This is a genomic window from Oricola indica (genome assembly GCF_019966595.1).
GTDB classification, from domain to species: Bacteria; Pseudomonadota; Alphaproteobacteria; order Rhizobiales; family Rhizobiaceae; genus Oricola; species Oricola indica.
In genome coordinates, this window is record NZ_JAINFJ010000005.1 from 45,770 (window position 1) to 72,174 (window position 26,405).

A 26,405-nucleotide genomic window follows, 5' to 3' on the forward strand; every position below is an offset into this window, starting at 1 on the left:
ATTGTATTTGGGCAATCTTGTTTTAAGCGGAGGGACCCCACCAATGACCGATTCCGAGACTGTAATCTGGCTCGAAGACGCCAGCCGCAAGGACGTACCGCGTGTTGGCGGCAAGAACGCATCGCTTGGCGAGATGCTCAACCAGCTCGGATCGAAGGGCATCGCCGTTCCGACCGGTTTCGCAACCACGTCGGAAGCATATTGGCAGTTCCTGGAGGCCAACGATCTCAAGTCAGGCATCGCGGACGCCATGCGGGACTACGAGGAAGGTCACGCAACACTCGCCGAAACGGGTGCCGCTGTCCGAAAGATGATCCTGCGCGGCAAATGGCCCGAGGCACTGGCGGCGGAGATCGGTGACTTCTACGCCAACATGTCGAAAAAAGCCGGCCGCGACGAAGTCGATGTCGCCGTGCGGTCCAGTGCGACCGCGGAGGATTTGCCCGACGCCAGTTTCGCCGGCCAGCAGGAAACCTATCTCAACGTCAAGGGCGAGCGCGAGTTGCTCGACTCCTGCAAGCGCTGCTTCGCGTCGCTGTTCACCGACCGCGCGATCAGCTACCGGCAGGTCAAGGGCTTCGACCACCTCCAGGTCGCGCTTTCCATCGGCGTGCAACAGATGGTGCGATCCGACAAGGGCGGCTCCGGCGTGATGTTCTCGATCGACACCGAGACCGGTTTCGACAAGGTCGTCGTCATCAACGCCGCCTGGGGCCTCGGCGAAAACGTCGTGCAGGGCGCGGTCGATCCGGACGAGTTCGTCATCTTCAAACCTCTCCTCGAGGGCGGCAAATTCAAACCGATCGTCGAAAAGAAGGTCGGCGCCAAGGGGATCAAGATGATCTACTCGGAAGGCGCCGAGAAGACGCGCAACGTTCCGACCTCCAAGGCCGAGCGCGCCGCCTATGTGATCGACGACGACGAGATCCTGACGCTCGCCCGCTGGGCCTCAATCATCGAAACCCATTATGGCTGCCCGATGGACATGGAATGGGCAAAGGACGGCGAGACGGGCGAGCTCTTCATCGTCCAGGCCCGTCCCGAAACCGTTCAGGCGCAACGCGACCAGTCGTCCTTCAAGTCCTACGAAATCAAGAAAAAGGGCAAGGTGCTCACCAAGGGCCTGTCGATCGGCGGATCCGTCATCGCCGGACGGCTCTGCCTGATCGAGGACGTGGCCGATATCGACAAGTTCGCGGACGGCTCCATCCTCGTGACCGGCACGACCGATCCGGACTGGGTGCCGATCATGAAGCGTGCCGCGGGAATCATCACCGATCACGGCGGACGGACCTCGCATGCGGCCATTGTCAGCCGCGAACTCGGTGTTCCGGCAGTTGTCGGAACCGGTGAGGCGACGCATGTCCTGCATTCCGAACAGGAGGTGACGATCTCCTGCGCCGAGGGCGACGAAGGCTTCGTCTACGAGGGTTATGCGGAATACGAGGAAAAGACCGAATCCCTCTCCGACATTCCCCAGACCGAAACCCGCGTCATGCTCAACCTCGCCAATCCGGGATCGGCCTTCCGCTGGTGGCAGATTCCGTCGGAGGGCGTCGGCCTCGCGCGCATGGAATTCGTCATCAACAACCAGATCCAGGTTCACCCGATGGCGCTGATCCATTTCGATCAGATCACCGACGAGGAAACGCGCGAAAAGATCGAAGTCCTGACGCGCGACTATGACGACAAGTCTGAATATTTCGTCGACAAGCTCGCACGCGGGCTCGCCCGCATCGCCGCGACGGTCTATCCGAAACCCGTCATCGTGCGCATGAGCGACTTCAAGACGAACGAATATGCCGGTCTTCTCGGCGGCGCGGGTTTCGAACCGAAAGAGGAAAACCCGATGATCGGGTTCCGCGGCGCGTCCCGTTACTATTCGGAGGCCTATCGGCCCGGCTTCGCGCTGGAATGCCAGGCCATGGCCCGGTTGCGCAACGAGATGGGCTTCGACAACGTCGTCATGATGATCCCGTTCTGCCGGTCCGTCGGCGAGGCCGACAAGGTGCTGGAAGTGATGGCCGAAAACGGCCTGAAACGCGGCGAGAACGGGCTTCTCGTCTATGTGATGTGCGAGATCCCGTCCAACGTCATTCTCGCCAAGGAATTCGCGACCCGGTTCGACGGCTTCTCCATCGGCTCCAACGACCTCACCCAGCTGACACTGGGGGTCGATCGCGATTCCGACCGCTTGTCGGGGCTGTTCGACGAACAGGACGAGGCGGTCAAATGGATGATCTCGAGCGTCATCCGCGAAGCCCACGCAGCCGGCGCAAAGGTCGGCTTGTGCGGCCAGGCGCCGAGCGATCATCCGGAATTCGCGCAGTTCCTGGTTGATTGCGGGATCGATACGATTTCCGTGACGCCGGACAGCTTCATCGCCGTCAAGAAGCAGGTCGCCGAGGCCGAGGCGGCCCGAAAGAAGGGTGGCGCCTGACGGACCCGGCGGGTGTCCCCGGTGCTTTCCGTCTGATACACATCTGCAAAACGGGCCGGTTCTCCGGCCCGTAATGTTTCACGCTAGGAAACGGCAGCGGCCATGGAACGAATTCTCACAATCGCCCTCAATCCCGCCATCGACGTCAGTTGCGACGCAGAGCATGTGCGCCCAACGCTGAAGACCCGCACCGAGAACCAGAAGCATTATGCCGGCGGCGGCGGGGCCAACGTCGCCCGGGTGATCGCGGAACTCGGTGGACGCGCCGAACTTCTCTATCTGTCCGGCGGCACGACGGGTCCGCTTTATGACGGACTTCTCGCCCAATACGACATCGCCCGCCATCGCATTCCGATGCAAGGCGACAATCGAATCGCGCTGATGGTGCACGAGCTGACCACCAATTTCGAATACCGCTTCGTACCGGAAGGCCCGACCGTCGATCCGGCCGAAATAGAGCCGGTGCACGAATTCATCGAGGCATTCGATGGCGATTATATCGTCGCCAGCGGCAGCCTTCCGAACGGAGCGCCGGACGATACCTATCGGCGCATGGCCGCCGTCGCGCATGAAAAGGGCATCCGTTTCATCCTCGACACGTCCGGCGAAGCGCTGCGCCAGACGGTCGATCATGCAAGGATCTTCCTGCTGAAGCCGTCAATGAGCGAGTTGGAGAAACTGATCGGCGAGCGGCTCGACGAGTCAAGCGCATCCGATGCCGCGGTCGAACTCGTATCGCGCGGCGCCGCGGAGAACATTGCCGTCTCGATGGGCAAGGGCGGCGCGTTCCTCGCCAATGCGGACGGGGTCGTGCGGATGCGCTCCATCCATGTCCGCGAAGCCTCGGCCGTCGGCGCGGGCGACAGTTTCGTCGCCGGCATGGTCTGGTGGTTGTCGCAGGGACATACGATGCACGAGGCCTTCCGCTTCGGCATTGCTGCCGGCTCGGCCGCCGTGATGACGCCCGGCACGGAACTGTGCCGCAAGCAGGATGTCATGATGCTCTATGAGCACGGTGTGACCCGCGTGCACGGCTGACAGCGGGAAATTTCCCCGAAGCGCGACTGGCCTACATCGGGAATGCGTCGGACGTCGAAATCGCCGCCCCGCGCAATCCCGCATCATTGGCGAGAATCGCGTAAACCGGGATCGAGGCGAGGAGACCGGACATCGCCCCCTTGTCAAAATAGATTTCCCGGAAGCGGTCGCTATCCAGCAATTTCAATATCTTCGGCGTAATACCTCTACCGATATATACGCCGCCGCGTGCGTCATGCAGCAGCGCCATGTCGCCAGTGACGCGGGCGAGGATCGAAACGAAACAATCCAGCGTATCGACCGCAAGCGCGTCATCGTCCTCCAAGGCCAGATCGATGATCTCGGATGCCGACGCCACCGGCTCCGGCAGTCCTTCGATGTCGGCAAGGGTTGCATGGATCGCTTCGAGACCGCGTCCGGACAGCACCGATTGAAGCGGCGCGTAGCCGTAATTCCCGGCGACTTTCGACAGGACCGCCATCTCCCGTTCATTCGTCGCGGCAAAGGCGGAATGTCCGGCATTACCTGAAATCGGGATATGCTTGCCGGACGCTTCGATCAGCGATGCGGTGCCGAATTCTCCGCCGATGCCGAGCACGACCTTCGGTGCGCCGTCGATGGCGGTTCCGGCGTTGATCTGACAACGGTCATGCGCATTGAGATAGGGCAGGACGAGCGCGAGCGCTTCGAAATTGTTGACGAAATGGACCTTCTTGGCGCCGCAGGCCGCCTGAAGATCTTCCGGCGTGAAGCTCCACGGGGTGTTCTCGACGCCCATACGCCCGCCCGCCACCGGATCAGCTATGGAAAATCCGGCGATATCCGGATTGTCCGGAATGGATTCAAGGTAATGCACAACGGCGTCGGGCAGGGAAGAGAACATGTCGGTGCGAAACACCGCGAAATGCTCGACCGACAATTCGTCGATATCGCAAATCGCGAAACGGGCATGCGTGCCGCCGATGTCGCCGATGATTGCTTTGCGCTTGCTGGCTTGCATCAGTTGCGGTCCTCCTGCTTCATTCGGTCCGTGCGGCACGTTCAATTGCAGGCATGGCCGCCCGCCAATCTCTGATCATCCATCCCAGGTCTCTGCACGAACCGTGGTGATCCATCGGTAACGTAAATCGACCGGACGACGCCTTGACCGGCATCAATGGAGCGGATTGCCCCAAGAGCGCGGGCAACGGCACGCCAAAGCCTGCGCCCCGGTGAGTAATAACCGCGTTGAGCAGCCAATGGCTACCCGACCATGAGGCGGTTGAGGTCGGATTGCATCAGCAAGGCATAGGTGAATCCGCCGAAAACCCGTTCGCGAAGCCGGCTGTGGCCGAAGGCGCCGGCGACGACGAGATCCGCATGCCTCGCATGCGCCGCGTCGATAAACGCTTCCGACGCGTTTCTTGCCGTGATCGCCTGCGCCTCCGCGGCGATCCCGTGACGCAGCAGGTAGCGGACAACGTCCCGTGCTCCGGAATCATCGACATCGCCGTGATCTTCGCCGATCGAGAGAACCATGACTGTGTCCGAGAGATGCAGAAAGGGCAGGGCGGAAGAGACCGCCCGGCGGGCCTGCGGCGTATCCTTCCAGCCGATGATCGTCAGCGACGGGTGACGAAACTCGGATCGTTCACCGACGAACAGGACGGGCCGCCCGGCATTGCAGACCAGTTCGCCGGGATCGACGGCCCGGTAGCTGTCGCCGGGCGATGCGCCTTGAGGCGTGCCGGAAACGACAAGATCCGCGGCACGGGCATGCAGAAGCAGCGCTTTTGTCGGCAGGTCTTGCGATTGCCGCCAGCCGGAGTTCTGCCCGTCGCCCGCGACGTCCATGAATTGCTGCCGGAGATCGTTGAACCGTCGCACATTCAGGCCATCCGCCTCATCTCGGTAGGCCTGATCGGCTGCAACCTCCATGTCGCTGACATGGACCGGCCTGAGCGCTGTTGCCGTGAAACCGATGAGATAGGAATCAAGTTCGCCGGCGAGATCCGTCGCGTAATTGAGGCGGTTGTCCGACCGGCCATCGAATTCAAGATGGGCAAGGATGTTCTGGTAGGACACTTCGGCCTCTCGCGATTGCTCCGACCTCAAGACCACATCTCGCGCCCGGCTGCCGTGCGGGGCATTGATCGCGATCAATCGGCCGTTCGTTGAAGCGCAAATGCGACGGCAACGTTCATTCAATTGACTTTAATCGCTGCGACTGGTGGTTTGGTGCGGCTGCGGACGGATCGATGCGACGATGAACGAAACAGTTATGAAACTCGGCTCTTGCGGGAAGTGCGAACAGTGCCCCGTACATCATCGGTCGATCTGTCGCGCCGCGTCCGCCGAGGCAATGCAGGAACTGTCCAGGCTTTCGCACACTCGCAACTTCGAGAAGGGCACGGTGATTGTCGCCCAGGGCGATGAGGCGGACATTGTCGGCAATGTCGTCAGCGGCGTGGTGAAACTGACCAACATGTCCATGTCGGGCCAGCAGAACATTGTCGGTCTCCTGTTCCCCTCCGACTTTTTCGGGCGCGCCTATGCGGAAACATCCCGGTTTTCCTACGAGGCGGCGACCGACGTGACCTTGTGCAGCCTCGGCAGGCAGGCTTTCGAGGGTTTCATCGCCCGACATCCCGAAGTCGAACATGCCCTTCTGCTGAACACGCTCGATGAACTGGATGCCGCGCGCGAATGGGCGGCGATGACCTCGTGTCATACGACCATGCAGCGCGTCGCGACATTTCTCTTCATCCTGTCGCAACGCTCGGACAACCGGTTCTGCCACAGCGGCGACAAGATCCCTCATGTCATTATCGCGCTGCCGATCGGCCGTCGCGATATTGCGGCCTATCTCGGCACGACGCCGGAAACGCTCAGCCGGAATTTGCAGACGCTGGTGCGCAAGCAAATCCTCCGTCCGATCGACACCAACCACTTCGAACTGGTCAACGCGTCCGAGCTCGTCGAACTGACCGGAGAGATGCGCGAGGATCTCGAATCCATGTACGGCACCGGAAAACTCAAGGCGTGACGGCCGTTTCGACGGTTAGCGATGGCGCCTCAGCCTGACGACGATCGCAGCCATTTCGCGCAGAATAACGGGCACGACACTCAGACCGATCACCACGAGCCATGCGCGGGCCGGCAATTCGGCCAGGCGCAGGGCTTCGGCGATCATCGGTTGCAGATCGGCGACCGCGAGAATCGCAAGGCATAGTCCGATCGCCAGCCAGACATAGCTGTTTCGCGTGACCTGACTGGTCAGCAGCCTGTCGCGCCAATTGCGCATGTTGAACACGTGCCAGAGCTGCGCGAGGGCGAGCGTGTAGAAGCTCATCGTCGTCACCGTATCGCCCTCCATCCCGAACAGATAGACGGCAATTCCCAGCGCGCTGAGCGTGACAGCGGAAATCACACAGCCATGCGCCACGATTGCGATCCACTGACCGCGCGCAAGGATCGGCTCGGATGGCGGACGCGGCGGGCGCGCCAGCACATTGCGGTCGGCCTCGACCGTTCCCAGCGCGAACGCCGGAAAGACGTCGGTGACCAGGTTCAGAAACAGGATCTGCAAAGGCAGGAGAGGGAGCGGCAACCCGCTCATGACCGCTATACCGACGATCAGGATCTCGCTGAGATTGCAGGACAGAAGATAGGTCGTGAAGCGCCTGATATTGGTGTATATCAGCCGGCCTTCGCGGACTGCGTGGATGATCGTCGAAAAGGCGTCGTCGCGCAAAACGAGATCCGCGGCCTCGCGCGCCACCTGTGTTCCCCGCAGCCCCATAGCAACGCCGATATCCGCCTTCCGCAGCGCCGGCGCGTCATTGACGCCGTCTCCCGTCATGGCGACGACTTCACCGGCTTCCTGATGCAGCCTGATGAGTGCGAGTTTCTGTTCCGGATCGACCCGCGCGAAAACGCGCGCTGCACGAGCACGGTCGCGGTCCTCGCCGGTCATCTCGTCATAGGGTTTGAGATCGCGCCCTTCGACGACACCATCGTCGCCATCGGCCAGCCCGACGGCCTCCGCGATGTGGGATGCGGTTGCCGCGTGATCGCCCGTCACCATCACCACCGATATCCCCGCGCGCCGCGCATCGGAAATCGCACCGGATATGTCCGACCGGGGAGGGTCCTGGAAGCCGACAATGCCGTAAAGCGTAAGCCCCTCGTAAACCGGCGCGGTCCCATCATCCGTGGTCTTGCCTGCAATTGCGAGCAGGCGCAGACCCTGCAGGGCGAGCACCTTGCAGACCGTTGCCCAGTGTCGTCTCTGATCGCGGTCGAACGGGCGGGTCCCGTCGCCATTGGCGACATCGACAACGTGGTCTAGCACCGCCTCCGGCGCGCCCTTCACCGCAACCAGTTGCCGACCTTCGCATTCATGCAGCGTCGCCATCATGCGCGTATGCGTATCGAAGGCGTGCTCGGCGGTTTCGGGACATGTCGCCAGGAGGCGGTCGCGGTCGAAGCCGCCGGCAGAGGCAGCTTCCAGCAGCGCGATTTCCATCGGGTCACCGGTCGATGCCGCACCGTCCCGCCCGAGCGACGCATTGTTGCACAGGGCCGCGTTGCGCAGGACCAGACCGGTGTCCTGGTTCGGCTGCGGTTGGATCGGACGCCCGTCGAGCAGAAACGACCTGGTGTGCCGGTCGAATGTCATCTCCCCGCTCGCAGTGACGATGCGGTCGGCATGCATCCGGTTTTCGGTCAGCGTGCCCGTCTTGTCCGTCAGGATCACGGTTGTCGCGCCGAGCGTTTCCACGGCCGACAATTGCTCGATCAGGGCGTTGTGACGGGCCATCCGCAACATGCCGCGCGCAAGTGCGAGCGTGGCGACGATCGGCAATCCTTCGGGAATGGCCGCCACGGCAAGCGCGACCGCGGATTCCACCATCAGCACCAGATCCTGACCGGCGATAACGCCGCTGATCGCGACGATCGCCGTGACCACGAGGGTGAGCCAGATGAGATGCCGGCTGAGAAGCGCAAGTTGCCGCTCGAGCGGCGACCGCTCGGGCTCCGATTCCTCCACGAGCCGGGTGATCCGGCCGAGTTCGGTGTTCATGCCGGTGGCCGTGACGACGGCCTCGCCGGTTCCGCCCGTGATCGCACAGCCCTTGAACAACATGCAGGTCCGGTCGGCGAGGACAGTCTCCGACGCCACGGGGTCTACCGACTTCGAGACCGGCATCGATTCCCCGGTCAACGCGGATTCATCGGCCGAGAGATTGGCGGATGACACGACGCGCATATCCGCCGCGATGACATCGCCGGCGTCGATGATCGCGACATCGCCCGGCACCAGCTTCTCGGCGGATATCGAAACGATCGTCCCGTCACGCCGTACCAGCGTGTTCCGGCTGGTCAGTTCGCGCAGCGCCTCCATCGAACGGACGGCCTGTATCTCCGTGATAAACCCGATCGCCGCATTGATGAGCAAGACGGCCACGATGGCGACGAACTCCACGGTCTCGCCGAACAGCAGCGCCAAGGCGGCGGCAGCGACCAGCAGGTAGACGATGGGGCTTCGAAACTGGTTCAGCAGAATGATCAGGACATTCTGGCGCGCCTTCTTCCGCAGCGCGTTCGGTCCGAACCGTCCGAGCCGCGCCGCAGCTTCGTCGCCGGACAGCCCGCGCGCCGGATCGACCTCCAGCATCTGGAAAAAATCCGCAACGGCTATGGAATACGGCGCTTCCGGCACGGCACCGTCATTTCGCGATGTCTCGTCTGTGTTCGAAGAGGCGATGGTCATGAACGGGGTCCGGGATCACTCCGGGTTCTTCCTGATGCGACGCACACTCGCGCCGCGCAGGAGCGGCGCAAGTGCGCTTTCATAGAGTGCGGATCGTCAGTGCGCCATCAGTACCGTGAAACGTTCATTGGCAAGCAAGTCGCGTGTCGCACCACCGAAGAAGAATTCACGCAGGCGCGAATGCCCATAGGCGCCCGCGACAATCAGATCGACATCGAGATCGGTCGCGTGCTGAACGAGCGCATCAGCAACGCTCCGACCCGCCGATGCGAGAACATCGACGGTGACATTCGCACCATGACGGGCGAGATACGCCGCGATATCGCTGCCGGGTTCTTCGCCCTGGTCGAATTCGGACGCCACCGGATCGACAAGGGCCACATGGACCGTCTCGGCACTTCCGAGCATGTCCATGCAATCGTGGACGGCTCTGGCGGCCTCGCGTGTCGCGTTCCACGCGATCATCACCCGTTTCGGCTTCAGGGTCAGGTCGCAACCGGAAGGAGCGACGAGGAACGGGCGGGCGCTCTGATAGACGAAACCTTCCAACGCCTTGTCGGAGAGGCGCTTGTCCTGATCGGAAGTCGGCATGAAGAGACCGAGATCCGTGTAGCGGGCACGCATGCCGACAATATCGGCTATCTGGCCTTCGTCGCAGTAATAGGTGGAGACATCGCCGGAGACGCCGGCCTCGGCCATCAACGCTTCGATGTCGGACGCTTTCGCCACTGCAACGGCACGGCCCTTTTCGCGCTCCTCGGACCATGTATCCGCCGGCACGGCACCATAGGCGGTCGCACTGGCGGGAAGTGCAATCCCGACGACAAGCACGGCAAGATGGCTGCCGTTCTGCTGGCAAAGCGAAATCGCACGCGCGACGCTGTCGGTCGGTTGCCCGCTATCCATCACGATGAAAAGTGTTTTCGGAACCATATCTTTCAGCCTTTCTTGAACGGTGGCGAGAGCCGGAGCCTGTATCTGCCTTGCATCCACCACCGATTCATCGGTGTCCCGCAGCATGACTGCGGACAACACGAAGAGCCTTGATGTCTGTCAAACCGCGCCTCGCGACCCTTCTGTGACGAGCGGGTGCCTGAAACGCGTTTCGCCTATCCGGATAGCGACAATCCGTCCAGGATCAGGTCGCGAAGCCGTGTCGCCAACGGGCTCAGCGTGTGGCTCTTCAACGATATCATATGATACGGATGAATGACGATCGGCTCGTCGAGATCCAGCGCCACAAAGCGGCCCTGTGCGCCCTTTGGCGCGACGAGTTCCGCCACCTCTCGCGTGATCGGTGCGACGGCATCCGTGGAATCGAGATAGCCGATCATGACCAGCAGCGACGTCGTGTTCACGATTTCGGAGGGCAGGGGGGTGCCGGACGAGAAGAAGACCTCCTCGACAGCCTGGCGCATCGGCGTATGCGGCGCCTGGATAACCCACTCCCATCCTTCCATATCCGCGATCGTGAGTTTTTCCCTGCGGGTGAGCGGATGGTCGCGGCGAACCAGGAAGCGGATGATCTCGACCCTTCCGCGCTTCACGGCGAATTGCCGCGCATCCGTTCCCGGCGGGATACGCGACAGGACGAAATCATAGTCCCCGCTTAGCAATCCACCGATCAGCACATCGCTCGGCGCGACATCGACGTGAATGTCCGCGCCCTCGGCCATCCGCTTCAGCTGCTGAATGGCGGGAACGACGAAACCAACCGCGCCACCGGTCACCGACCCGACCCGGACCGACCCCGCGCGCCCGGAGATCGCCGCCTCGGTTTCCTGGAGCGTCAGATCCAGGCCGTGGAGAAGTGAATTCGCATTTCGGGCCAGCGTCTCTCCGGTCGGTGTCGGCGTCATACCCTTCGGGTGACGGACGAAGAGCGGAACGCCGATCAGCTTTTCAAGACTGGCCAGCATGCGCGATGCGGCCGGCTGCGTGATCGCCAGTCGTTCCGCGGCCAGCGCCAGCTGGCCGGTGCTTGCGATGGCTTGGACGAGACGAAAATCGCGTATCTGGAGGCGGTTGGCCAAGTTTTGCATAGTTTGCATATCAAAGTTGGTATGCAGATTGTCAATCTAATTAATTGATGCGCAAGCTCACGATGCATTAGCGTCTGCGCCGGGTGTTACTCGACACCCGAAACAGCGTCGCCTGCGAGGAGGATCTGCCGGCGGCCACTTATTCCCTGGGAGGATTTCATGAGGAAACTGCTTTCCGCAATGACCGCGCTTGCCTTTGGCGCTGGTCTGCTTGCCGCTCCGGCAATTGCGCAGGACAAGGGCACGATCGGCATCGCGATGCCGACCAAATCGTCCGCACGCTGGATCTCGGATGGAAACTCGATGGTCGAGCAGTTCGAGGCGGCTGGCTACAGCGCCGACCTGCAATATGCCGAGGACGACATTCCGAACCAGCTCGCGCAGATCGAGAACATGATCACGAAAGAGGTCGATGCTCTCGTGATCGCCGCCATCGACGGCACGACGCTTTCCAACGCCCTTGCAAACGCCGCCGCGCTCGGTATTCCGGTCATCGCTTATGACCGCCTGATCCGCGATAGCCCGGATGTCAATTATTACGCGACGTTCGACAACTTCAAGGTCGGCGTGCAGCAGGCCAATTCGCTGGTCCAGGGTCTGGAAGAACGCTATCCGGACGCCGAAGCCTGGAATGTGGAGCTGTTCGGCGGCTCGCCCGACGACAACAACGCATACTTCTTCTACGACGGCGCGATGAGCGTCCTCCAGCCGCTGATCGACGACGGCAAGATCAACATCGTATCCGGCCAGATGGGCATGGATACGGTTGGCACGCTGCGCTGGGACGGCGCGGTGGCGCAGGCCCGCATGGATAACCTTCTCTCGGCCCATTACACCGACACGCAGTTGCATGGTGTCCTGTCGCCTTATGACGGTCTGTCCATCGGCATCCTGTCTTCGCTCAAGGGCGTCGGCTACGGCTCGGGAGACCAGCAGATGCCGATCGTGACCGGTCAGGACGCGGAAGTGCCGTCGGTCAAGTCGATCCTTGCCGGCGAACAGTACTCGACGGTGTTCAAGGACACGCGCGAACTCGCCCGTGTCACCGTGGGCATGGTCAATGCGCTTCTCGAAGGCGGCGAGCCGGAAATCAACGACACCAAGACCTATGACAACGGGGTCAAGGTGGTGCCGTCCTACCTGCTCGAGCCGGTGTCGGTCGACGCATCCAATTGGGAAGAAATCCTGATCGGAAGCGGTTACTACACGATGGATCAGATCAAGTAATCTCTTCCTGAACGAGCATGCTCCTCCTCGCCGTCCAGATCGGCGGGGAGGAGCAAACAAAATCAACGACCATCCCGAGTTTTCGTGCGCCATGAGCACACTTCTTGAAATGCGCGAGATCACCAAGGAGTTTCCGGGCGTCCGGGCGCTCGACCGGGTGAGCATCGCCGTTCGGCAGGGCGAGATCCACGCGATCTGCGGCGAAAACGGCGCCGGCAAGTCGACGCTGATGAAGGTCCTGTCCGGCGTCTATCCCGCCGGCAGCTACGAGGGCGAGATCGTCTTCGAGGGCGAACCTGTCGCGTTTCGCGATATTCGGGACAGCGAAGCGCGCGGCATCATCATCATTCACCAGGAACTGGCACTCGTGCCGCAACTGTCGATCGCCGAGAACATCTTCCTGGGCAACGAGCGCGCCGTTCGTGGCGTGATCGACTGGCGCGAGACGAACCGGCGAACGGAAGAGCTTCTCGCCAAGGTCGGCCTGAACGAACCGCCAACCTCCAAGGTCGACAGCATCGGCGTCGGCAAGCAGCAGCTTGTCGAGATCGCGAAGGCGCTCTCCAAGGACGTCAAGCTGCTGATCCTGGACGAGCCGACAGCCGCCCTGCAGGAAAACGACAGCCGCAAGCTGCTCGACCTGATGCTGGAACTGAAAGCGCAAGGCGTCACCTGCATCATCATTTCCCACAAGCTCGGCGAAGTCGGCTATGTCGCCGACACCGTGACCGTGATCCGGGACGGAACCACCATTTCGACGCTCGATGCAGCGGATGGTCTCGGCGAGGACCGGATCGTCCGTGACATGGTCGGCCGCGACATGACGCACCGCTTTCCCGAACATGCGCGCTCGCCCGGCGAAGTGCTGCTCGAAGTCGAAAACTGGAGCGTCTGGCATCCGGAGCACGCCGACCGGCGCGTCATCAAGGATGCGTGCTTCACCGTGCGCTCCGGTGAGGTCGTCGGCATCGCCGGTCTCATGGGGTCGGGCCGCACGGAATTGGCCATGTCGATCTTCGGCCGCAGTTACGGCCGCAACATAACGGGCGAGATAAGGTTGCGCGGCCAGCCGGTCGATGTCGGCACTGTCCCCCGCGCCATCGACGCGGGCATTTCCTATGTCACGGAAGACCGCAAATCGCTGGGCCTCGTGCTGGACGAAACCGTGCGGTTCAACACAACGCTCGCCAATCTCGAGAGTGTCTCCTCGGGTGGCGTCCTCAATCGCAACGAGGAAACCCGGGTCGCGGAAAAGTACCGCGACGCGCTGGCGATACGCACACCGACGGTCTTCCAGAAAGCGGTCAACCTCTCCGGCGGAAACCAGCAGAAGGTCGTGCTCGCAAAATGGCTGAATACGAGGCCGGACGTGCTGATCCTCGACGAACCGACGCGCGGCATCGATGTCGGGGCGAAATACGAGATCTACACGATCATCAACGAACTCGCCGCCGAAGGAAAAGGCGTCGTGATGATCTCGTCCGAAATGCCGGAACTCATCGGAATGTGTGACCGGATCTACGTGATGAACGAAGGCGCGCTGGTCGGCGAACTCACCGCCGCGGAAGCGAGCCAGGAGCGCATCATGTCGCTCATTGTCAACGAGTAGGGAGAAAGACGTGACTGCGGTTCAAAGCAGCGAACGCGCCGAAAAGGCGGAGTCGGGCAGGAGCGTTCGCGATTACCTCTCTTCGCATTTGCGCGAATACGGGCTCCTTTTCGCATTGATCGCCATCATGGCGTTCTTCCAGATCGTCACCGACGGGACCCTGTTGCGCGCGGTCAACGTCACCAACCTGCTGCTCCAGAACAGCTATATCGTCATCATGGCGCTGGGCATGCTGGTGGTCATCGTGTCGGGTAACATCGACCTTTCGGTCGGCTCGGTGATGGGGTTCATCGGCGCGCTCGCGGCCGTGATGATCGTGAACTGGGACCAGTCTGTCTTCCTGACCATCATCGTCTGCCTCGTTGCCGGCGGCCTTATCGGCGCCGCCCAGGGCTACTGGATCGCCTACTGGAAGATACCGTCCTTCATCGTCACCCTGGCGGGCATGCTCGTCTTTCGCGGACTGTCGCTCTGGCTGCTCGAAGGTCAATCGGTCGGGCCGTTCCCGAGAGAATTCCAGGTGATCGCAAACGGCTTCGTCGCCGATATTTTCCCCACCGGCGTGGGTGAAGCATTGGCCGGCGTCTTCGATGTGCGCAGGCTGAATGTGCTGGCGCTCGGCTTCGGCATCCTGGCGGCGGCCGCATTGGTCTGGATCGGGCTGCGCCAGCGCGCGCGGAACCGCTCCTACGGCATTGTCGACGAGCCGCGCAGCTTCTTTGTCGCGCGCAACGCCATCGTCGCGGCAGCGATCATCTTCATAACCTACAAGCTCTCGACCTTCCGGGGCTTGCCCAACGTGCTTCTGACGATGGGCGCGCTGACCATCATCTACGCATTCCTGACCCAGAACACCGTGATCGGCCGCAGGATCTACGCGCTTGGCGGCAACGCCAAGGCTGCCAAGCTCTCCGGCATCAAGACGGAACGCCTGACATTTCTCGCCTTCGTCAATATGGGCATTCTCGCCGCGGCGGCAGGCCTTGTCTTCGCGGCACGGCTGAACACGGCGACGCCGAAAGCCGGCTTCGCGCTGGAACTCGACGTTATCGCCGCGGTCTTTATCGGCGGCGCCTCGATGTCCGGCGGCGTGGGCACGATTGTCGGCGCGGTCGTCGGAGCGTTCCTGATGGGCGTCCTCAACAACGGCATGTCGATCATGGGCATCGGCATCGACTACCAGCAGATGATCAAGGGCCTCGTGTTGCTCGCGGCGGTCGTCTTCGATGTTTACAACAAGCAGAAGCAGGGTTGATGAGTATGAGTTTCAAACCCGCGCAATGGCCCCGCAGGCTGCGTTCGCAGGAATGGTTCGGCGGCACGGGCCGCGACCAGATCTATCATCGCGGCTGGATGAAGAACCAGGGATTCCCGCACGACATGTTCGACGGGCGTCCGGTGATCGGCATCCTGAACACCTGGTCCGAACTGACGCCGTGCAACGCACATCTGCGCGATCTCGCGGAGCGCGTGAAGAACGGCATCTACGAGGCGGGCGGCTTCCCGGTTGAAGTACCGGTCTTTTCGGCGGCGGAAAGCTCGTTCCGGCCGACGGCGATGATGTTCCGCAACCTTGCCGCCCTCGCGGTCGAGGAGGCGATGCGCGGTCAGCCGATGGACGGCGCCGTCCTGCTCGTCGGCTGCGACAAGACCACCCCGAGCCTGCTGATGGGCGCCGCGTCAACCGACATGCCCTCCATCGTGGTGACCGGCGGCCCGATGCTGAATGGTTATTTCCGGGGCGAGCGGGTCGGATCGGGAACGCATCTCTGGAAGTTCTCCGAGGCGGTGAAAGCCGGAGAAATGACCGCCGAGGATTTTCTCGAGGCGGAAGCCTCGATGTCGCGCTCGCCCGGCTCGTGCAACACGATGGGAACGGCGTCCTCGATGGCCTCGATGTCCGAGGCACTTGGCATGGCGCTGTCCGGAAACGCCACGATCCCGGCCGTCGACAGCCGGCGCCGGGTCATGGCGCAACTGTCCGGTCGGCGCATCGTGCAGATGGTCAAGGACGATCTCAAACCCTCCGACGTCATGACCAAAAACGCGTTCGAGAACGCGATCCGCACCAACGGCGCGATCGGCGGGTCCACCAACGCGGTCATCCACCTGCTGGCGATTGCCGGACGTGTCGGCATCGACCTCTCTCTGGACGATTGGGACCGCTGCGGCCGTGACGTCGCGACCATCGTCAACCTCATGCCGTCGGGCAAATATCTGATGGAGGAGTTCTTCTATGCCGGCGGACTGCCTGTCGTGCTGAAGCGCCTCGGCGAGGCCGGGCTGCTGCACAAGGACGCGCTCACGGTCTCCGGGGAGACAATGTGGGATCAGGTGAAGGATGTCGTGAACCACAATGAGGACGTCATCCTCCCGGTGGAAAAAGCCCTGACGCAACAGGGCGGCATCGCCGTCCTCAAGGGCAATCTCGCGCCAAAAGGGGCCGTCATCAAGCCGTCCGCCGCGTCGCCGCATCTCCTGCAGCACCGCGGCCGTGCCGTCGTCTTCGAGGATATCGACGACTACAAGGCCCGCATCAACGACGACGCCCTCGATGTCGACGAGACCTGCATTCTCGTTCTGAAGAACTGCGGCCCGAAGGGCTATCCGGGCATGGCCGAGGTCGGCAATATGGGCCTGCCGCCGAAGATCCTGAAAAAGGGGATCACCGACATGGTCCGCATCTCCGATGCGCGCATGTCCGGCACGGCCTACGGAACGGTGATATTGCATACATCGCCGGAAGCGGCGACCGGCGGTCCGCTGGCCGTCGTTCGCAATGGCGACATGATCGAAATCGATGTTCCGGGCCGGCATATTCGCCTCGACATCTCCGACGAAGAGCTTGCGGCGCGCCTGGCGCAGTGGTCCGAACCCGCCGACCGTCCGACATCCGGATATGAGTGGCTGCACCAGACCCATGTGCAAGGCGCGGATACGGGCGCGGATCTGGACTTCCTGAGGGGGTGCCGCGGCGCGCCCGTCGGAAGGGACTCGCACTGATGAGTACGAAGATAGCCCTGGTCGGAATCGGCAAGATCGCGCGCGATCAGCACGTTCCCTCGATCGAAGCGTCGCCCGACTGGGAACTCGCGGCGACGGTGTCCCGCCATGGAACGGTGGAAGGTGTCGAAGCCTTCACGGACATGGACACGCTCCTCGATGCGCGCCGCGACATCGAGGTCATCTCGCTGTGCCTGCCGCCTGTACCGCGCTTCGCCTATGCGTCATCGGCGCTGAAGGCCGGCCGGCATGTCATGCTGGAAAAGCCGCCGGGCGCGACACTCGCCGAATGCCATACGCTTGGCGCCATGGCGAAAAGGGCAGGGGTTTCGATCTACGCGACCTGGCACTCCCGCGAAGCTGCAAGGGTCGGCGCGGCGAAGGAATGGCTGCAAAACAAACGTCTCCGGTCGCTCAAGGTGGTCTGGAAAGAGGATGTGCGCCGCTGGCATCCGGGCCAGGAGTGGATTTGGGATCCCGGTGGCCTCGGCATCTTCGATCCGGGCATCAATGCATTGTCCATCGTCACGGAAATCCTGCCGGACCCGGTTCACCTGACCAAAGCCGTTCTCGAATTTCCCGAAAATCGCGGCACGCCGATCGCCGCATCGCTCGCCTTCGCGCATCCGCACGGCGCGGACATGTCCGCGGTGTTCGACTGGCGACAGGACGGAGACCAGATCTGGACCATTGAAGCCGAGACCGATGAGGGCACGCTCGTGCTTTCCGAAGGGGGCGCGACGCTTTCGATCGATGGTGAAATCCATGCCGGCAACGACACGGACGGCAATCCTCTGCACGGAGAATATCCGCGCCTCTACGCCAGGATGGCGGAGCTTGTGCGAACCGGCGGGACGGATATGGATCTCGCTCCGATGATCCATGTCGCCGACGCTTTCCTGTTGGGGCACCGCGTCGCCGTCGAGCCTTTCGACTGGTGACGGGGCAGTGATCATGGAAACGCCGACACCCGACAGCAACGATACCGCCCGGCTCGTATCTTTCAGCGTCGCCGATGCAACAAACGGAACTGCAGGAGAATTGAATTGAAAAAGGCCCTTTCCGGCATCCTCCCGGTGGCGCCAACGCCATTTCACGCCGACGGCAAGGTCGATGAGGACGGCATGCGCCGCGTCATCGACTGCATGATCGACCAGGGGGTCGATGCGATCTGCATCCTCGCCAACTATTCCGAACAGTTTCTTCTTTCGGACGAGGAACGCGCGCTCCTCATGCGCCTAAGCCTCGAACACGCGGCCGGTCGCGTGCCGATCATCGTGACAATCAGTCATTTCTGGACCGACCTTGTCGTACGCCGCGCAAAGGATGCCGAAAGCATGGGCGCGGCCATGGTCATGATGATGCCGCCCTATCACGGCGCTGCATTGCAGGCTGCGCCGCAGGGTATCTTCGAACATTTCCAGGCGGTCAACGACGCGATCTCGATACCGATCATGGTGCAGGACGCACCATTGTCGGGCGTGAACCTGACAATCGATCTGCTCGCGCGCATGGCGCGTGAGCTGGAGAACGTTTCCTATTTCAAGATCGAGTGTCCCTTCGCCGCCGACAAGCTGGCCGCGTTGATCGACGCTGCCGGCGATCACATTGAAGGACCCTTCGACGGCGAGGAGGCGGTCACGCTTCTCGCGGATCTCGATGCGGGCGCAACCGGAACGATGACCTCCGCCATGTTCCCGGAAAAGATCGGCCCAATCGTCACCGAATATCTTGCGGGCAACCACGAGGCGGCGCTGGAGCATTGGAAACTCTGCCTGCCGCTGATCAACCACGAGAACCGCCAATGCGGCCTTCGCGCCGCCAAGACCGTGTTCATGGAGGGCGGCGTGATTGCCAGCGATTATGTGCGCCATCCTCTCAAGCCGATGTCGCAACGCACGCGCGATCGTCTTCTTTCCCTTGCGCGCGATCTCGATGTGCTCGCGCTGAAATGGGGCAAGTAGAGGGGTTCCGGGATCGTGACGATCACCATGGCAACAACCCAGAAGCTTCCCGCCAGTCGCTGCGAACTCGGCGAAGGCCCGTATTACGATCCGCAGGCGGATACCGCGTGGTGGTTCGATATCGTCGGCAAGTCGCTGTTCGAACATCGTTTTTCGACAAGCGAGACAAGCGAACATGCGCTTCCGCGCATGGCTTCGGTCGTCGCGGGAACGGATGACGGGCGCCAATTGCTCGCCATGGAAGACGGGCTCTACCTTCGCGATCTCGCGGACGGCGCATTGTCGCTTCTGGCGCCACTGGAGGCGGACAACTCCGCCACGCGCTCCAATGATGGACGCGTACACCCGTCGGGCAATCTGTGGATCGGCACGATGGGAAAAAGGGCCGAATGGCAGGCCGGCGCAATTTACTGGTTCGATGGCGCCGAACTGCGCCCGCTCTTTCGCAAGATCACGATTCCGAACTCCATCTGCTTTGCCCCGGACGGGCGCACCGCCTATTTTGCGGATACGGCAGTCAATACCATATGGCGGGTAGGGGTCGATGCCCGAACGGGTCTGCCCTCCGGCGAACCGGAACCGTTTCTCCACGAGAAGGACCTTCCTCTCGGCGGCCATTTCGACGGTTCGGTCACGGATGCCGATGGTGTATTGTGGAATGCCGCATGGGGTGGTGGCTCGGTCTCCGGCTACGCGCCCAATGGCCAACCCGTCCGCACCTACGAGGTTCCGGCGGCGCAAACCAGCTGCCCCGCATTTGTCGGCCCGGGGCTCGACCGCCTTCTTGTGACCACGGCATGGGAAGGATACGACGAGGCCGCGCGCGCATCGGACCCCGGTTCGGGCTTCACCTATGTGATCGATGGCGGCTTCAAGGGGCGACCGGAGCCGCAGTTCCGGCTCCCGACAGCCACGTGACTCTAAGAATTAAAGGATAGGACATGCTTTCAGGCAAACACCTTATTGCAGGCGAATGGAAATCAGGCGACGCGACGTTCTCGTCGGAACCGGCACATGGCGACGCACATGAATTCGCGGTTGGTACGCCGGCGCATGTAGACACGGCGGTGAAAGCAGCCGAGGACGCATTCGTGTCTTATGGCTACTCCAGCCGGGAAGATCGGGCCGCGTTCCTCAACGCGATCGCCGACGAGATCGAAGCGCGTGGCGCGGAAATCACCGCGATCGGCACAAGCGAAACCGGCTTGCCGGAGGCTAGGCTCGAAGGCGAGCGCGGACGGACGACCGGTCAGCTTCGCTTGTTTGCAAGCCACATTCTCGAGGGCGATTACCTCGACCGCCGGCATGACGAGGCGCTGCCCGACCGTCAGCCGTTGCCGCGCCCCGATCTGCGCATGATCCAGCGTCCGATCGGACCGGTTGCGGTGTTCGGAGCGTCCAACTTCCCGCTCGCTTTCTCGACGGCCGGTGGGGATACCGCGGCCGCGCTCGCGGCGGGATGCCCCGTCGTGGTCAAGGGCCATTCCGCCCATCCGGGCACTGGCGAGATCGTCGCGCAGGCGATTGATGCTGCGATCAAGAAATGCGGCCTTCATCCGGGCGTCTTCTCGCTGGTCCAGGGCGGCACGCGCGAGACCGGCCAGGCGCTGGTGACCCACCCGTTGATCCGGGCCGTCGGCTTCACCGGTTCGCTCGCCGGCGGGCGGGCGCTGTTCGATCTCTGCGCCTCGCGCCCCGAGCCGATTCCTTTCTTCGGCGAACTGGGTTCCGTCAATCCGATGTTCCTGATGACCAATGCCGTAAAGGCCCGGGGCGGGGAGATCGCCAAGGGTTGGGCCGGATCGCTGACCATGGGCGCGGGCCAGTTCTGCACCAATCCCGGCATCGCCGTTATCATCGACGGTCCGGACGCCGATGCATTTTGCAAGGCAGCAACCGAAGCATTGGAACCGGTCGGCGCGCAGACCATGCTCACCGACGGCATCGCCGGTGCCTACCGCGCGGGCCGCGACCGGGTGGCCGCGAGTGCGGGCGTGCAGGATCTGCTCACCTCGACCTGCGACCTGCGCAACGCGACGCCTTACCTTTATCGTGTGTCCGGCACGGACTGGCTGGCCAATCATGCCCTCGGCGAAGAGGTCTTCGGCCCGCTCGGGCTGATCGTCACGGTCAAGGATCTGGACGAAATGCAGGCGATCGCCAGTTCGCTGCAGGGCCAGCTCACCTGCACGATCCATATGGACGCGGCGGACACCGCAGATAGCCAGACACTGATGCCGATCCTCGAACGCAAGGCGGGCCGTCTGCTCGCAAACGGTTTTCCGACCGGCGTCGAGGTCTGCGACTCCATGGTGCATGGCGGCCCGTATCCTGCCTCGACCAATTTCGGAGCGACCTCTGTCGGCACGCTGTCAATTCGGCGCTTCCTGCGCCCCGTCTGTTTCCAGAACATCCCGGACGCATTGCTGCCGGACGACCTGAAGTAGACAAGACAGACCATAGGGCGCCGCCTTCGGCGGCGTCCGCTGAAATCTGCTCAACAAACCGCGCGAAAGGATTTTTTCGCGCGGGTTTGAAGCGTTTCCAAGCGCGACTGAACTCCCAACAATATACTGATTTTATTACGTTATTTGGAAAGATTTTTCGCCCGGGAAGGCAATTCCCGGTTGGCGGTCTAATAATATTACTATACGATTATTATGCATCGCCGGCTTGTCCTCGGAGGAGGTTCCCGGCGGAATCCATGGGAGGAAATATTATGATACGCAAATTCGCACTTGCCGGCGCAGCGCTGGCCGCAACCACCTTCATGTCAGGTACCGCCTTGGCGCAGACGATCGGCTTCTCGCAGGTCGGCTCGGAAGGCGACTGGCGCCCGGCTTTCTCTGCCAACATGCAGGAAAGCGCCAAGGAATACGGCGTCGATCTCAAATTCGCCAACGCACAGGGCAAGCAGGAAGAGCAGCTTCGGGCCGTTCGCGCCTTTATCGCCCAGGGCGTCGACGCCATCATCATCGCGCCGGTCGTCGTGACCGGGTGGGATCAGGTGCTGCGCGAAGCCAAGGAAGCCGAAATTCCGGTCTTCCTCGTAGACCGTGACGTCGATGTCGAGGACAAGTCGCTTTATGTCACGCGCATTTCCGCGGACTTCAACCTCGAGGGCAAACTGGCCGGCGCATGGCTCGCGGCTGAATCGCTCGGCGATTGCAAAGTGGTCGAGCTCCAGGGCACGACCGGTTCCGCACCCGCCATCGAGCGCAAAGGTGGCTTCGAGGCCGTTCTCGACCAGTTCCCGGCGATGGAAATCGTCGCAAGCCAGTCTGGCGACTTCACGACGGACGGCGGCAAGAAGGTGATGGAAGCCTTCATCAAGTCGACCAACAACCTCGAAGGCATTTGCGCTTCCTTCGCGCATAACGACAACATGCAGCTTGGTGCGATCCAGGCAATGAAGGAAGCCGGTCTTAAGCCTGGCGAGGATGTGCTGATGGTCTCCGTCGACTACGTCCCCGCGATCAAGGACGCTCTTGACGCTGGCGAGGCCAATGCCTCGGTCGAACTGCGCTCGGCGGTCGGCGAGTTCATCTATCCGGTGGTCCTCGACTACCTGAAGAACCCGACCGAGCTCGACAAGTGGATCGTCATTCCCGGTGACCTGCACACCGCTGACTAGGTTTCGGCATTGCCGCTGAATCCATGAAGGTCGGCGCCCCGTTCGCGGGGCGCCGCTGCATGCCGCATCTTGCGGCTGCCGTACCGACCTTGTGCAAAGGTGACTGAACCAATGAACGCTTCCGCTGGTCCCGCTGCGCGTGTCGAGATGCACGCGATAGGCAAATCTTTTCCGGGCGTCCGCGCGCTATCCGGTGTCGATCTCACGCTCTATCCGGGCGAAATCCACGCCCTGCTTGGCGAAAACGGCGCCGGCAAATCCACCCTCATCAAGATCCTGACCGGTGCGTTGGATCGTGACGCCGGCGAAATCCGCCTCGACGGAGAACCCGTCGATTTCCGGTCCACGGGCGAAGCCCAGACGAGCGGCATCTCCACCGTATATCAGGAGGTCAATCTGATCCCGGCAATGTCGGTGACGAAGAACCTCGCACTCGGCCCTTCGGACGGCGCGTTCGGCATCATTTCGTGGCGCAAGGCCCGCGCGGCCGCGCGTCAGAAACTCGCGCGCCTCAACCTGGACATCGATATCGAGCAGCCCGTAGGCACGTTTTCGGTCGCCGTGCAGCAGCTCGTGGCCATCGCGCATGCGCTCGACGACGACACCAGCGTCCTCGTTCTCGATGAGCCGACCGCGAGCCTCGATGCGCAGGAAACCGCCACGCTCTTTTCGATTCTTCGCGACCTGAAATCGCGCGGCATGGCGATCGTCTTCATCACTCACTTTCTCGACCAGGTTTACGAGATCTCCGACCGTATCTCGGTCCTGCGCAACGGCGGACTCGTGGGAACCGGATTGGCCTCGGACATTTCCCGCCAGGAGCTGATCTCGATGATGATCGGACGCGAACTGGGAGAGGTCGAGGCGACCTTCGCCCACAAGGCGTCCGAAGAGAAGGGCACCGAAAAGCTCGTCGCGCGCGGCATCGGCCGCAAGCGCACGCTGGAGCCCTTCGATCTCACGCTGCATGCCGGCGAGGTGGTCGGCCTGGCGGGGCTCCTGGGCTCAGGGCGCACCGAACTCACGAAACTCGTTCTCGGCGCCATCCGCGCCGACAGTGGAACGCTCGAAGTCGGCGGCAAGGATGTCGGCCGCAACACGCCCCGGCAATCGCTTGAATCCGGCATCGCGTTCTGTCCCGAAGACCGCAAGGCCGAGGGCCTTGTCGGCGATCTGAGCATCCGCGAAAACATCATGCTGTCGATGCAGGCAAAGAACGGATGGCTGCGCCGGGTCCCGCGCAAGCAGCAGGAACGGCTCGCCAGCGAGATGATCGACGCTTTGGCCATCGCAACGCCGGATGCGGAGAAGCCGGTTCGGCAACTCTCAGGCGGCAATCAGCAAAAGGTCGTGCTGGCGCGAGCGCTCGCCTCGAAACCCGAGATACTTCTCCTCGACGAGCCGACACGCGGCATCGATGTGGGCGCGCATGCCGAAATCATCATGTTGATCCGAAGGCTCTGCGAGGACGGCATGGCGCTCCTCGTCGCGTCTTCGGAACTGGACGAGATCGTCGCAGCGTCCGATCGCGTCGCGGTTATGCGCGACCGCCGCAAGATCGGGGAAATCGCCGGCGAGGATATCAAGCGAGACAACATCATCCGGATGATAGCGGGGGAAGACGGTGGCCAGCACTGACAGCACGGCGGAGCATTCCGCACCCGGTCGGGTCAAGGCGATCGCGCAGAGCCGGGCCATTTGGCCACTGCTCGCGCTGGCGCTCATCCTGATCGTCGCCGGGTTCATATCGCCGAACTTCTACGAGATTCGCATCGTCGAGGGTCGGCTTTTCGGAAATCTGATCGACATCCTGTACAGAGCCGTGCCGACGGCGCTTGTCGCGCTCGGCATGGCCGTCGTGATCGGGACGCGGGGCATCGACCTTTCCGTCGGATCGATCATCGCCATTGTGGGCGCGGTGATCGTGTGGCGCATCAAGATGGGCGATCCGCATGTCACGATCCTCTTCACCGCGCTTGCCGCCGGCATTCTGTGCGGCATGTGGAACGGCTTCCTCGTCGCCGCGCTGGGAATTCAGCCGATCATCGCCACGCTGATCCTGATGGTGTCGGGGCGCGGCATCGGCATGTTGATCAATCTCCTCTACGGCGGGACCGATCCGAGCTTCGAGAGCGCGTTCCTGCAGGGATTGTCGACCGGAAGCATCTGGTTGATCCCGACCCGGCTGGTCCTCGCCGCCGGCATATTTCTCGCTCTGTGGCTGCTGATCCGCCGCACCGCGCTCGGCCTGTTCGTCGAGTCCGTTGGCGGAAACGCGGCAGCATCCAATCTCGCCGGCGTCAATGCGCGGGTCATCGTGTTCGTCGCCTATGTCCTGTGCGGGCTACTTTCCGCCTGGGCTGGAATCATCATGACGGCCGACACCCACACGTCAGATCCGGTATCCGTGGCGCTTTACATCGAGCTTGACGCGATCCTGGCCGTTGTCATCGGCGGCGGGTCGCTCGCCGGCGGGCGCATCTATCTCGGCATGACCGTTATCGGAGCGCTGGTGATCCAGGCGCTGACGACGGCGACACTGATCTCCGGATTGCCGCCGGAGTACAACCTGATCATCAAGGCGCTCGTCGTGCTGAGCGTCCTGTTCCTCCAGTCCGCCAATGCTCGAAATGCCATTCGCGGCCTGGTCTCGAGGAAGCCGTCATGAACAAGAAGTATCTGCCACTCGCCGCCACCATCGCCGTCTTCGTCGCGCTCTTCGTGACCGGCGGCGCGATGTACAACAACTTCCTGTCGACGCTGGTGCTCGGAAACATCCTCGCCGACAACGCCTTCATCATCATCGCCGCGATCGGCGCAACCTTCGTCATTCTTTCGGGCGGCATCGATTTGTCGATCGGCTCGATGATCGGCTTGGTCGGCGTATGCATGGCCGTTCTCGACCGCATGGGCTGGCATCCGCTCGCTGCGGCCGCCCTGATGATCTGCTTCGGAATCCTCTACGGCGCGCTGCAGGGGTTCATCATCGACTTCTGCGATATTCAGCCCTTCATCGTCACGCTGGCGGGTCTGTTCCTCTTGCGCGGGCTCTGTTTCATGGTGACGCTCGAATCCGTTCCGATCCGCCACGACTTCGTGGATCTCTACGCGTCGGCGAAAATCCCGCTACCCGGACGCGGCGTCCTGCGAAGTTCGGCGATCGTGATGCTCGCAAGCCTCGCGCTCGCGATCTTCATCGCCCATTTCACCCGCTTCGGAAACAGCGTCTACGCGATCGGCGGAGACAAGGAATCCGCCAGGTTGATGGGCGTCAACATCCGTCGCACGACAGTGGGCATCTACGCGATCGGTGGTTTCTATTCGGCGCTCGCAGGGGTCGTCTACGCGCTCTACACATCATCCGGCTATCCGCTTGCCGGATCCACGCTGGAGCTTTCGGCAATCGCCGCGGTCGTCTTGGGCGGAACGTTGCTGACCGGCGGTGTCGGCATGGTCGCGGGCACGCTGTTCGGTGGCATGATCCTCGGACTGATCTCCACATTGATCATCTTCCACGGTTCGCTGAACAGCGCCTGGATTCTGATATCGAGTGGCGTCCTTCTGTTCGCCTTCATCGTCCTCCACCGATTCCTCGTCAGCTCGTTCGACTTGCGGGGGACCTCCTGATTCCGCTACGGCATAATCTGTGCCGCCATCCCGGCGAGGACACGCACTCTAAATTCGGAAAAGAAC

Annotated in this window: 20 protein-coding genes; 15 read left to right on the forward strand and 5 right to left on the reverse strand. The window is 62.2% G+C overall.

Features of this window, described 5'->3' with window-relative positions; translation table 11 throughout:
* Nucleotides 1–43: 43 nt before the first annotated feature.
* Both ppsA and LC343_RS13935 read left to right on the forward strand, forming a co-directional pair.
* Nucleotides 44–2,440, forward strand: a complete 2,397-nt coding sequence (gene ppsA / locus LC343_RS13930; protein WP_223477760.1) for a phosphoenolpyruvate synthase — start codon at nucleotides 44–46, stop codon at nucleotides 2,438–2,440.
* A gap of 102 nt (nucleotides 2,441–2,542) precedes the next feature.
* Complete coding sequence (locus tag LC343_RS13935; RefSeq protein ID WP_223477761.1) at nucleotides 2,543–3,478, forward strand: 1-phosphofructokinase family hexose kinase; 936 nt, start codon at nucleotides 2,543–2,545, stop codon at nucleotides 3,476–3,478.
* 31 nt (nucleotides 3,479–3,509) lie between these two features.
* Here LC343_RS13935 and LC343_RS13940 read toward each other — a convergent pair whose 3' ends face one another.
* Together LC343_RS13940 and LC343_RS13945 are read right to left on the reverse strand one after the other, a co-directional pair.
* Entirely contained in the window at nucleotides 3,510–4,478 is a 969-nt protein-coding gene (locus LC343_RS13940; RefSeq protein WP_223477762.1) for a glucokinase, read from the reverse strand.
* Nucleotides 4,479–4,720: 242 nt separating this feature from the next.
* A complete protein-coding gene (locus LC343_RS13945; protein WP_223477763.1) occupies nucleotides 4,721–5,572 on the reverse strand; it encodes a universal stress protein in 852 nt (283 codons plus the stop codon).
* 247 nt (nucleotides 5,573–5,819) lie between these two features.
* Here LC343_RS13945 and LC343_RS13950 point away from each other — a divergent pair, with 247 nt between their 5' ends.
* Nucleotides 5,820–6,503 carry a Crp/Fnr family transcriptional regulator gene (locus tag LC343_RS13950; protein WP_223477764.1) on the forward strand — a complete coding sequence of 228 codons (684 nt, stop codon included), beginning with the start codon at nucleotides 5,820–5,822 and terminating at the stop codon, nucleotides 6,501–6,503.
* 15 nt (nucleotides 6,504–6,518) lie between these two features.
* On the opposite strand, the gene LC343_RS13955 is transcribed toward LC343_RS13950, so the two are convergent.
* The 3 genes from LC343_RS13955 to LC343_RS13965 form a co-directional block, all read right to left on the reverse strand.
* Nucleotides 6,519–9,233 (reverse strand): cation-translocating P-type ATPase, encoded by a 2,715-nt coding sequence (locus LC343_RS13955; RefSeq protein ID WP_223477765.1) that lies wholly within the window; start codon nucleotides 9,231–9,233, stop codon nucleotides 6,519–6,521.
* Between the two features lie 96 nt (nucleotides 9,234–9,329).
* Complete coding sequence (locus LC343_RS13960; protein ID WP_223477766.1) at nucleotides 9,330–10,166, reverse strand: universal stress protein; 837 nt, start codon at nucleotides 10,164–10,166, stop codon at nucleotides 9,330–9,332.
* A 176-nt stretch (nucleotides 10,167–10,342) separates the two neighbouring features.
* Nucleotides 10,343–11,275 carry a LysR family transcriptional regulator gene (locus LC343_RS13965; protein WP_223477767.1) on the reverse strand — a complete coding sequence of 311 codons (933 nt, stop codon included), beginning with the start codon at nucleotides 11,273–11,275 and terminating at the stop codon, nucleotides 10,343–10,345.
* Between the two features lie 159 nt (nucleotides 11,276–11,434).
* On the opposite strand from LC343_RS13965, the gene chvE reads away from it, so the two are divergent.
* The 12 genes from chvE to yjfF all read left to right on the forward strand — a co-directional run bounded on the left by chvE (nucleotide 11,435) and on the right by yjfF (nucleotide 26,339).
* Complete coding sequence (gene chvE / locus LC343_RS13970) at nucleotides 11,435–12,502, forward strand: multiple monosaccharide ABC transporter substrate-binding protein (RefSeq protein WP_223477768.1); 1,068 nt, start codon at nucleotides 11,435–11,437, stop codon at nucleotides 12,500–12,502.
* Nucleotides 12,503–12,593: 91 nt separating this feature from the next.
* Nucleotides 12,594–14,111, forward strand: a complete 1,518-nt coding sequence (mmsA, locus tag LC343_RS13975) for a multiple monosaccharide ABC transporter ATP-binding protein (protein WP_223477769.1) — start codon at nucleotides 12,594–12,596, stop codon at nucleotides 14,109–14,111.
* Nucleotides 14,112–14,121: 10 nt separating this feature from the next.
* The gene (gene mmsB, locus LC343_RS13980; protein ID WP_223477770.1) at nucleotides 14,122–15,366 is read left to right on the forward strand and encodes a multiple monosaccharide ABC transporter permease; all 1,245 of its coding nucleotides are present in this window, start codon (nucleotides 14,122–14,124) and stop codon (nucleotides 15,364–15,366) included.
* A gap of 5 nt (nucleotides 15,367–15,371) precedes the next feature.
* Nucleotides 15,372–17,114, forward strand: coding sequence for an L-arabinonate dehydratase (gene araD / locus LC343_RS13985; protein ID WP_223477771.1), 1,743 nt, complete (start codon nucleotides 15,372–15,374; stop codon nucleotides 17,112–17,114).
* The gene (locus LC343_RS13990) at nucleotides 17,111–18,055 is read left to right on the forward strand and encodes a Gfo/Idh/MocA family protein (RefSeq protein WP_428982570.1); all 945 of its coding nucleotides are present in this window, start codon (nucleotides 17,111–17,113) and stop codon (nucleotides 18,053–18,055) included. Before araD ends, LC343_RS13990 begins: the two co-directional genes overlap by 4 nt.
* 105 nt (nucleotides 18,056–18,160) lie before the next feature.
* Nucleotides 18,161–19,078: a dihydrodipicolinate synthase family protein gene (locus tag LC343_RS13995; RefSeq protein ID WP_223477773.1), complete on the forward strand. Its 918-nt coding sequence runs from the start codon at nucleotides 18,161–18,163 to the stop codon at nucleotides 19,076–19,078.
* Nucleotides 19,079–19,099: 21 nt separating this feature from the next.
* Nucleotides 19,100–19,996, forward strand: coding sequence for an SMP-30/gluconolactonase/LRE family protein (locus tag LC343_RS14000; RefSeq protein ID WP_428982571.1), 897 nt, complete (start codon nucleotides 19,100–19,102; stop codon nucleotides 19,994–19,996).
* Between the two features lie 23 nt (nucleotides 19,997–20,019).
* The gene (locus tag LC343_RS14005) at nucleotides 20,020–21,525 is read left to right on the forward strand and encodes an aldehyde dehydrogenase (NADP(+)) (protein ID WP_223477775.1); all 1,506 of its coding nucleotides are present in this window, start codon (nucleotides 20,020–20,022) and stop codon (nucleotides 21,523–21,525) included.
* Between the two features lie 269 nt (nucleotides 21,526–21,794).
* A complete protein-coding gene (locus LC343_RS14010; protein WP_425420051.1) occupies nucleotides 21,795–22,712 on the forward strand; it encodes an ABC transporter substrate-binding protein in 918 nt (305 codons plus the stop codon).
* 111 nt (nucleotides 22,713–22,823) lie between these two features.
* Nucleotides 22,824–24,350, forward strand: a complete 1,527-nt coding sequence (locus LC343_RS14015; RefSeq protein WP_223477777.1) for a sugar ABC transporter ATP-binding protein — start codon at nucleotides 22,824–22,826, stop codon at nucleotides 24,348–24,350.
* Nucleotides 24,337–25,380: an ABC transporter permease gene (locus tag LC343_RS14020; RefSeq protein ID WP_338018593.1), complete on the forward strand. Its 1,044-nt coding sequence runs from the start codon at nucleotides 24,337–24,339 to the stop codon at nucleotides 25,378–25,380. Before LC343_RS14015 ends, LC343_RS14020 begins: the two co-directional genes overlap by 14 nt.
* Complete coding sequence (gene yjfF / locus LC343_RS14025; RefSeq protein ID WP_223477778.1) at nucleotides 25,377–26,339, forward strand: galactofuranose ABC transporter, permease protein YjfF; 963 nt, start codon at nucleotides 25,377–25,379, stop codon at nucleotides 26,337–26,339. Before LC343_RS14020 ends, yjfF begins: the two co-directional genes overlap by 4 nt.
* The last annotated feature ends 66 nt before the right edge of the window (nucleotides 26,340–26,405 follow it).

Excerpts from the sequence above, each read along its gene's own strand:
- LC343_RS13950 (WP_223477764.1), top strand. The coding sequence starts at position 5,820 with ATGCAGGAACTGTCCAGGCTTTCGCACACTCGCAACTTCGAGAAGGGC.
- yjfF (WP_223477778.1), top strand. The coding sequence starts at position 25,377 with ATGAACAAGAAGTATCTGCCACTCGCCGCCACCATCGCCGTCTTCGTC.
- LC343_RS14015 (WP_223477777.1), top strand. The coding sequence starts at position 22,824 with ATGAACGCTTCCGCTGGTCCCGCTGCGCGTGTCGAGATGCACGCGATA.
- ppsA (WP_223477760.1), top strand. The coding sequence starts at position 44 with ATGACCGATTCCGAGACTGTAATCTGGCTCGAAGACGCCAGCCGCAAG.
- LC343_RS14005 (WP_223477775.1), top strand. The coding sequence starts at position 20,020 with ATGCTTTCAGGCAAACACCTTATTGCAGGCGAATGGAAATCAGGCGAC.
- LC343_RS13935 (WP_223477761.1), top strand. The coding sequence starts at position 2,543 with ATGGAACGAATTCTCACAATCGCCCTCAATCCCGCCATCGACGTCAGT.
- mmsA (WP_223477769.1), top strand. The coding sequence starts at position 12,594 with ATGAGCACACTTCTTGAAATGCGCGAGATCACCAAGGAGTTTCCGGGC.
- LC343_RS13965 (WP_223477767.1), bottom strand. The coding sequence starts at position 11,275 with ATGCAAAACTTGGCCAACCGCCTCCAGATACGCGATTTTCGTCTCGTC.
- chvE (WP_223477768.1), top strand. The coding sequence starts at position 11,435 with ATGAGGAAACTGCTTTCCGCAATGACCGCGCTTGCCTTTGGCGCTGGT.
- LC343_RS13955 (WP_223477765.1), bottom strand. The coding sequence starts at position 9,233 with ATGACCATCGCCTCTTCGAACACAGACGAGACATCGCGAAATGACGGT.
- LC343_RS13960 (WP_223477766.1), bottom strand. The coding sequence starts at position 10,166 with ATGGTTCCGAAAACACTTTTCATCGTGATGGATAGCGGGCAACCGACC.
- araD (WP_223477771.1), top strand. The coding sequence starts at position 15,372 with ATGAGTTTCAAACCCGCGCAATGGCCCCGCAGGCTGCGTTCGCAGGAA.
- LC343_RS13940 (WP_223477762.1), bottom strand. The coding sequence starts at position 4,478 with ATGCAAGCCAGCAAGCGCAAAGCAATCATCGGCGACATCGGCGGCACG.